The 1,540-nt window shown below is 29.0% G+C and carries 2 protein-coding genes; one reads left to right on the top strand and one right to left on the bottom strand.

All coding sequences use genetic code 11. The annotated features are described in order from the left end of the window. The coding region (locus tag U9R42_14835) for a helix-turn-helix domain-containing protein (GenBank protein MEA3497301.1) at positions 1–761 on the bottom strand (761 nt) is incomplete at its 3' end. Positions 762–1,028: 267 nt separating this feature from the next. On the opposite strand from U9R42_14835, the gene U9R42_14830 reads away from it, so the two are divergent. Next, positions 1,029–1,540 (top strand): GLUG motif-containing protein (locus U9R42_14830; GenBank protein MEA3497300.1); only part of this gene is annotated, 512 nt, incomplete at its 3' end.

Genomic DNA, 1,540 nt, shown 5'->3' with positions numbered 1-1,540 from the left:
GGTATATATCTGTGATTTGCTCCTAATTGTTCTATATTGTAAACAAAACCATGATCATGATTTATCATTGTCCCGCCAAATTCACTACCATTATCTGTTTGGATTGTTACTTTTGATATGTCAACATTATGCTTTTTTAAATGCTTCAATAAATATTTTGCAAATATAGATGCATAAGTCATACTTACACTATCTGCATATGCTACAAACAGAGCACCGGTTCTAACATCTCTTGCTGTATATTGAAATGTTGGCAATCTTAAACCTAACATATATGGATAATATTTAGCTATATCTGTTAAATATTTTATATCTATCTGTATGTTTTCAAAAGGTTTATATAACTTCTTTGCTTCTCTCATATCTATTCTCTTTTTACTTCGTTTTTTATGTCGTATAGTTAGATTATTTCGTTGTAATACCTTTCCTATTGTGCTTATATGACAAGAAATATGATAATAATCTTTTAATCTTATAGGACCAAATGCTGGATTTTGTTTTCTGCAATCAATAATATATTGCTCCAACTTTCTACTTATTTTATTTGGTGAATGGTGTGGCCTTTTTGATTTATTTTTTAATCCTTTATTACCATCCTCATTAAATCTATTTAATAATTTTCTAACAGTTTTAATATCGCAATTAAATTCAGCAGCTGTTTTTGATTTATTATTATATTTAATAGCATGCAATACTAATTTTTTTCTATAATTAAATTGCTGTTTTTTGTAAAATTCTTTCATTAGTTGTTGATATTTCATAATTTCCTCCTTTCCAAAATAGTTTATTTATTCTGGAAAAGATATTACAAAATATATTCCTTATTTTTTATTTAAATATTTATTTATTTTCTTAAATATTATCACTTTTCCTCTTTCTCCTAATATCCTGATATCAGATAATTTCAAGTAGGGAATATGTCTAGGGGGTAAACAGAATTTATTCACTTTTTGTTTGATTTTTATTATTAGTAGTTGTATTTTCAGTGGTTATTATCATGGAATAATGTAATAAAGAAGGAGAAAATTATGAAAAAAGTAATAATACTAATTGCAACTCTCTTAATATCTGCAACTATGATTTTTGCGGGAACTTACAGTGGGGGAGACGGATTAGTAGGAAATCCGTATCAAATCAACGATTTAGATGATCTGGAAGAACTATCAGGTAATGTTAGTGATTGGGATATGTTATTCATACAAACAGCAGACATAAATGCAGGAGCGACAAGTGGTTGGAATAGCGGTAGCGGTTTCTCACCAATTGGAAATAATTCTACAAGCTTCACAGGCGAATATGACGGTCAAGGTCACACAATTGATTCATTATATATTAATCGTTCAACTACAAATTATATTGGTTTATTTGGATGTGTAAGTGGAGCAGTAATAGATAGTATAGGATTAACGAATGTAGATATTACCGGTGGTGATTATTATGTAGGTAGTCTCGTTGGATATAATCGTAATTTTTCAACAATAACCAATAGCTACAGCACAGGAAGTGTGAGTGCTGGTAATTATGTAGGTGGTCTCGTTGG

The organism is Bacteroidota bacterium (assembly GCA_034723125.1).
Classification (GTDB): domain Bacteria; phylum Bacteroidota; class Bacteroidia; order CAILMK01; family JAAYUY01; genus JAYEOP01.
The sequence above is the reverse complement of the archived record's forward strand: the minus strand, read 5'-3'. Positions and strand labels throughout refer to the sequence as shown.